Origin of the sequence: Methanocrinis sp. (genome assembly GCF_049974945.1) — an archaeon.
Taxonomy (GTDB): domain Archaea; phylum Halobacteriota; class Methanosarcinia; order Methanotrichales; family Methanotrichaceae; genus Methanocrinis.
The window spans coordinates 1-6,050 of sequence record NZ_JBNGCU010000094.1 but is presented as its reverse complement, the minus strand read 5'-3'; the positions used below and the strand labels follow the sequence as shown (position 1 = coordinate 6,050).

Below are 6,050 nucleotides of genomic sequence, written 5' to 3'. Positions count from 1 at the left end.
TGATCAAGAACGGAAGACAGGTTACCGCCTTCTGTCCGGGGGACGGCGCCATCGGCTTCATAGACGAGCACGACGAGGTCGTGGTGGAGAGGATCGGCGGCAGGATGGGCGGAGCCAAGGGCGATATACCTGGAGTGCGGTTCCAGGTGATCGCCGTAAATAACGTGGCCTTAAAAGAGATGGTCTCCGGACGGAAGGAGAAGCCCATAAGGTGATATTGTGAACGTGAAGATCTTCAACAAGTGGGACCCTGAGGAGATCGAGATAGAAGATCTCAGCATAAAACGCTATTTTAACCTCCGTCCGACGGTCGTTATGCACTCGGGTGGCAGGCACGCAAGACAGCAGTTCAAGAAGTCAGAGCAGCATATAGTCGAGCGGCTCGTCAACAAGATGATGCGGGGCGAGGAGAACACCGGCAAAAAGATTACGACCTACAAGATCGTAGAAGAGGCCTTCGACATCGTCCACCAGAGGACGAAGGAGAACCCGCTGACGGTCCTGGCGAGAGCGATATCCAAGTCCGGTCCCCGGGAAGAGGTCGTCCGTCTGAAGTACGGCGGCATCACCGTCCCCAAGGCCGTCGACACCGCCCCCCAGAGGAGGGTGGACGTGGCGTTGATGTTCATCGCCAACGGCGCCAGGAGGTCGGCCTTCAAGAGCAAGCGCTCGGCAGCGAGCAGCCTCGCCGACGAGATCATCGCGGCCTCGAAGGGGGACGTTCGAAGCTTCGCCATCAACAGGAGAGACAGCGTAGAGAGGGTCGCCAAGGCGGCACGATAAACCGGGGATGAGTCTATCTCGCCCTTTTGCGGGCGAGCCCTCTCAAATCCCCAAACGTTTATTTTCTCCAAAAATCATATTTCTCGTTTTATTTGAATCGTCTTACGAAGGACTTGTCGATCCAGCTCTTGAAGGTGTAGATGATCCTCTTGGGGATGGGGACGCAGAGGTCACCGTAGATCCCGACGGCACAGCCACATCCCGTGGTGATCAGGGCCACGGGGCTCTCGGTGCTCGCCCTGATCGAGTAGGGCTTCAGATCGGTTCCCTTCGCAACCCTCGCCAGGTTTCTCGCGGTGTGCTTCGCCTGGATCTCCGCCTCCATCCCGGTCTTGGTGGCGAGCTTCCCGCCGATCTCGATCCAGGCGCAGTCTCCGATGGCGAAGACGTCCTCGCGGCCCTGGACCCTGAGGTACTGATCACATAGCAGCCAGCCGCTCCTTTTGGGCAGGTCCAGGCTCTCGATCAGAGGCGCGGGTCTGATCCCCGCGGTCCAGATGGTCATCTCGCAGTCCAGGCTTTCGCCGTCGACGAAAGTCACCCCTCCCTCTCGGATCGATCTGACCTGTTTATTGGTCAGCACCTCGACGCCCTTTCCTCCCAGGACCTTCTCCATCAGGATGGAGGCGTTCCGCGAGAGGGTGGGCAGGAGCCGATCCATCATCTCGACTACGAATATGGCGGAGCTCGTATTCTCCGCGAGAAAGCAGGCAGTCTCTATGCCGGTGGGCCCCGACCCGATTATGGCGATCCTCTTTGGTCGGCTCTTCTCGACGAACCGCCTTGCTTTGACCGTATCCTCCAGGGTGTTGATGGAGAAGGCCCTCTCCGCGCCCTCGACCCCGAAGTAGTTCTGGACCGCGCCGGGGGCCAGGACCAGGAGGTCGTAGTCGAGGTCGTTCTTCTCGCAAGTTATCCTTTTGTCGTCGAGGTCGATCCTGGTGGCCCGGTCCTTCGCGTGAGCAACGTTCATCTTCCTGCAGAAAGGGTCCAGGGGGGCGGTCATGTCCTCGATCTCCACCTTCCCGCCGAGATAGTCGGGGTAGAGGGCCTGACACTCGATCCTCTCCTTCGGCTCGACCAGGACCAGCTCCAGCCCCTCCTTGGTGGCGGCGTTCCTCACCAGCTCCGCTCCGCCTATCCCGCCGCCCACCACCACCACCCGCAAGAGGTCGCCTCTCTGCAAGTTCATCTGCCGCATCTTCACCTCTGACCCGGAATTATCCTCTGGTCATCGGTCATAAGGGCTTCGATGGTCGGCCCATGGAGAGCCGGTCCACTGACAGGAGGTCCTCTCTTGGTCAGGGCACCATCAGGTTTTTCGTCGGGCCTTTTCGTTGCCGACTGCCATCCGGCCTTCATACGCCGATCTGCCTCAAGGACGCAATGGATCTGGCCAGGAAAAGGGCAGCGGCATCATAAGCGACTGTGTGGCAACCACGAAAAGGATGCTGAATCCCAGTATTCGGATTCGAAAATGAACGGGTGGAGGCAGAAGCCCCATCCCCTGCCGCTTGACCTCAATCGGGACCCGGGAGATCAGGCCTGCCCCTCCTTCACCGCGGCCGCCACGGCCTCTGCGAATTCCTCTGATGCCTCCGGACCGCTGGCGGTGATGATCTTTCCGTCTCTCGCCACCTCTTCCTCAGTGTAGGTCGCGCCCTTCGACTCCAGGTAGGCGATCGATTCGGAGTCGGGGAAGATCGTCGCGTTCTTGCCTTCGAGGATTTCGGCGTTCGCCAGGATCTTCGGGGCGACGCAGATGGCGCCGACGACCAGGCCCTGATCGTGGGCGGAGCTTGCAAGGCTGAGGTAGTCGGGATCTTCGTAGAGCTCGAGGTCGTCGATGCCGGGTCCACCGATGAAGACGACGGCCTCGTAGTCGGAGACCTCAGCATCCGCGACGGCGAGGTCGACGGCGACCGAGGTTCCGTCAATGCCCAGGGCCACTTCAGTCCCCTTGGAGGCTACAACGACATCGAAGCCTTCGTCGGTGAAGCGGGCCTTTGAGGCGCTGAATTCGACGTCGTTGAAGTCCTTTGATGGGATGACGATCAGGATCTTGCCGGCCTCTTCAGCAGGAGTTTCAGTAGACTCTGGAGTGGTGATCTCTTCGGTATTGTCATCGATCTCATCGCCATCCTCACACACTTCACCTGTCTCTACATGCTCAGTCTCTTCGTATTCTTCTTGGATCTCTGAATATTCCTCGCCGTTCTCATAATCTTCGTAATATCCCCCGTCTTCGTACAACTCATAGTCCTCATACTCTTCTTCGTCCTCGTAATACTCAGAGCAGGGGACCAGGACGAAGTACGCGCCGTAGGTGCTGCAGTAAGGGCAATAATCTTCCGGATCGTAGGGGTTGAGGTACATGACCTGGCCCAGGGTCGTCTGGTATTCTACGGCGCTCTCGTCCACCTCTACGTCGAGGGGGACGACGAAGCCGCAGTTGGGACAAGCCCAACAGGTATAGCTTTCCTCATGCCCATCGTAGTATTCTTCGCCGTATCCGTCATCATACTGGGCCAGGGAGGGGCTGGCTCCAAGGCAGAGCAGGATCAGCGCCGCCAAAAGGGTGGTGATGGTTCTCATGAACCTTTAAAGGCAATCTATGTAAATAAATTTATCCTAAGACATCCATTTATTCCATCAAAAGTGGCTGAAAAATGAGATTGATCCGGACCCTGTCGGCTGGCGGTCGATACAGAAAAATCGGGGACGTGGGCGAAGAAGGTGGTGGAGGCTAGCGCCTCCGCCGCCAGGCGAGGCCAGCGGCGATGCCCGCCGCGGCGAGGGCAGCGACCGCTCCTGGGCCGGGGATCGATCCGCCCCTCTCCTCAGTCTCATCCTGCCGCGCTTGGGATGTGAGGCGGGAGGTTTTGTTTTTGGTTTCGTCGCCCGGCTCGCCGATCTCGGTCCCCACGACCTCGAAGTAGAGGCCTTCCACGGGAAGGGCCCCCATGGCGTTCTCCACCCTCAGCCTCACCTCGTAACGGCCGGGAGGCGCTCCGACCCTTACCAGGTGGGGCTCAAGCCCCTGGGGAGAGTGCCACAGCCTGTGACTCGTCTCGCTGAGGACGGCGGTGCCATTGAAGATCTGGATGAATCTGATCTCGCTTACCCCGGGCTCGATCTTGACGTACCTCTTCCTCAGCGTATCGTTGGAGGCCATCTCGGCGTAGCTCGTGGCCGCCCCAAGCCTCTCGTACTCGGTGGGGGATATGTAGTATATCTCGCCTGCCGAGTCCTTGATCAGGCTGATCCATCCAGACTGTTCAAAGCTGACCAGCACCGAGACCGGGTCTGTGGTGTTGTTGATTTGCAGAACTCCCCCCTGCAGATCCGACTCGTGGAGGATGCTTCCGTCATCGCTGAGAGTGGGAACTGTTGTGTTCCACTGCCAGGAGTAGAGCCACTGATCTCTGGCCCCGACCCCCGAACCTGTAAGATCGCCCATAATCATCCGTCTGCCCTGGGAGTCGACGGTCTCGGCGGTGAGGCTCTTGATCTCGGCTGCGCGGACGAAGATGGAGAAGTTCGCGACCCCCCCCGAAGGAACCGGATCTTCTGGGAGGTATACGTCTGCCAACTCTGGGGGGGGTAAGACGTACTCGTTCTTGTATAGATAGTATCTCAGGGTCTTGTTGTCGGCTACGGCTATAGTCATACCCGGGAGAATGCCGACATTGGAATCGCGCTTCAGTTCTATACTTTCCGTATTGACCATATATATGCCCAGGTTCGGATTCATCACCAGGACGACCATCTCGGCGAGCTCGTCCCCTGGCTCGACGGATAGATACTGGCTGTCTGATACCTGGAATAGCCCGTCTATTATCGCGAACTGATAATCTCCGTCGCTGAAGATGCTCTCCACATGCAGGGCGATTATGGGCAGGTCTTCGACATCGCCTACGTCCCTCTCGTAGACGTATGTGGAGTTCGGTTTGATCACGGCCGAGTCCACCAATTTATCGTTTTTTCTCAACTCGATAAATATCTCGTCTTTTTTGACGTCGTCTTTCGCGACGTCACGGATGTAGAGGGAGTATCCCTCCCCCAGGAAGTAGAAATCTCCCGCCACAGCAGTGTCCTTCCGGTCGGTATCTATGAGAACTCGGCCGATCTGCTCTTGCTCCATCATGCTCATATCGTCGAGATCCAGGTTGGCTTCGGGACCGTAGCCAACAAACCAGGCCTCTCCCAGAAAACATAGCACCTGATAGCTGCCCCAAGGATCGAACTCGAAGTCTACGTCATGGACGAAGCATGTGTACTCTACGCCGTCTATCACCCTCGTCCGATCGCCGCTGACGGCCATCGCCCTTATATTCCTGCCATAGGTCCTGTGAATTATTAAGGTCTCAGAACCTATTTTTTTGTCATCATCAAAATAAAATCCCGAAAAGTTCTCGTCGTTCCATCGAGCTTGGGCGTATCCTGCAAATTCTCCAATCGCTGTGCTGATCGGCACCTGGGACTCTTCGCTGTATACCGGCCCCCTTATCTCGTGGACGCCGTACTCGGTGATGGCTCCCAGAGGATAGTAGATCAAGTCGGGGGCGTCCCTCACCTTCAGCATAAGATCTCCGACCAGAACGGTGGTGTTGTCCCTGCGGAGGGCCAGATCGTCGGCGTTCTCAAGCTCGATCCTCTCCTCGGACAAGGTCGCCACCTCCATCAGACCGACGAGGTCGCCGGTCTCCAGCTTGATGGTGGGCGAATCTCGAACCTGGAAGATGCCATCGAAGTCGACGATCGCCTTCTCCGCACCTTGCATCGCCGCGCTGACGTGGGCCAGGATGACTGGAAGGTCGTCGTCGCCGACCTCGCAGACGTAGGTGTCCCCGACCTCGACCACGGCCCTGTCCACCGCGATCCCGTTCTTCTTCAAAACCAGGTAGACCTCTCCTCCGTCGGAGGAGGCCCCTGCCACCTCGATCCAGTACCCGCCGTCGAGGAATAGGGGCTCCTCGGAGGTCGCAGTCTGGACGCCGTCGAAGTCGATGAGAACCTCCCAGAGATCGCCGTCCTCCAGGGCGGAGACGGGCTCGGTGAAGTTGCTCTCGGGATAGCCTGCCAGGTATCGCTTCCCCAGGAAGGCCACCGCCTGGTAGCGGCCCCACTCGTCGAAGTCGAACTCCTCGGTCCAGACCTCACTCGAATAGACGAGGTGCCCCTCTTTCACCTCCCTTCCTTCGACCTCGACGGTGAGCTCCTCTCCGCCGACCCCAGCGTCCAGGTCGTAGTAGAACCAGCCGAAG

Annotated in this window: 4 protein-coding genes and 1 pseudogene; 2 read left to right on the top strand and 3 right to left on the bottom strand. The window is 58.4% G+C overall.

The window, feature by feature from the left end; genetic code table 11:
- Positions 1–215: pseudogene (gene rps12P, locus ACP5EL_RS08605) on the top strand (30S ribosomal protein S12); the annotation flags it as partial.
- A gap of 10 nt (positions 216–225) precedes the next feature.
- Complete coding sequence (locus tag ACP5EL_RS08600; RefSeq protein WP_428402100.1) at positions 226–783, top strand: 30S ribosomal protein S7; 558 nt, start codon at positions 226–228, stop codon at positions 781–783.
- Positions 784–871: 88 nt separating this feature from the next.
- On the opposite strand, the gene ACP5EL_RS08595 is transcribed toward ACP5EL_RS08600, so the two are convergent.
- From ACP5EL_RS08595 to ACP5EL_RS08585, 3 genes are all read right to left on the bottom strand, one after another.
- Positions 872–1,975: an NAD(P)/FAD-dependent oxidoreductase gene (locus ACP5EL_RS08595; RefSeq protein ID WP_428402099.1), complete on the bottom strand. Its 1,104-nt coding sequence runs from the start codon at positions 1,973–1,975 to the stop codon at positions 872–874.
- Between the two features lie 347 nt (positions 1,976–2,322).
- Positions 2,323–3,378 carry a DJ-1/PfpI family protein gene (locus ACP5EL_RS08590; RefSeq protein ID WP_428402098.1) on the bottom strand — a complete coding sequence of 352 codons (1,056 nt, stop codon included), beginning with the start codon at positions 3,376–3,378 and terminating at the stop codon, positions 2,323–2,325.
- Between the two features lie 151 nt (positions 3,379–3,529).
- Positions 3,530–6,050 (bottom strand): S-layer protein domain-containing protein (locus ACP5EL_RS08585; RefSeq protein ID WP_428402097.1); only part of this gene is annotated, 2,521 nt, incomplete at its 5' end.

What these genes read in the sequence shown, in the direction of transcription:
- ACP5EL_RS08590 (WP_428402098.1), bottom strand. Translation starts at nt 3,378, where the DNA reads ATGAGAACCATCACCACCCTTTTGGCGGCGCTGATCCTGCTCTGCCTT.
- ACP5EL_RS08595 (WP_428402099.1), bottom strand. Translation starts at nt 1,975, where the DNA reads ATGAACTTGCAGAGAGGCGACCTCTTGCGGGTGGTGGTGGTGGGCGGC.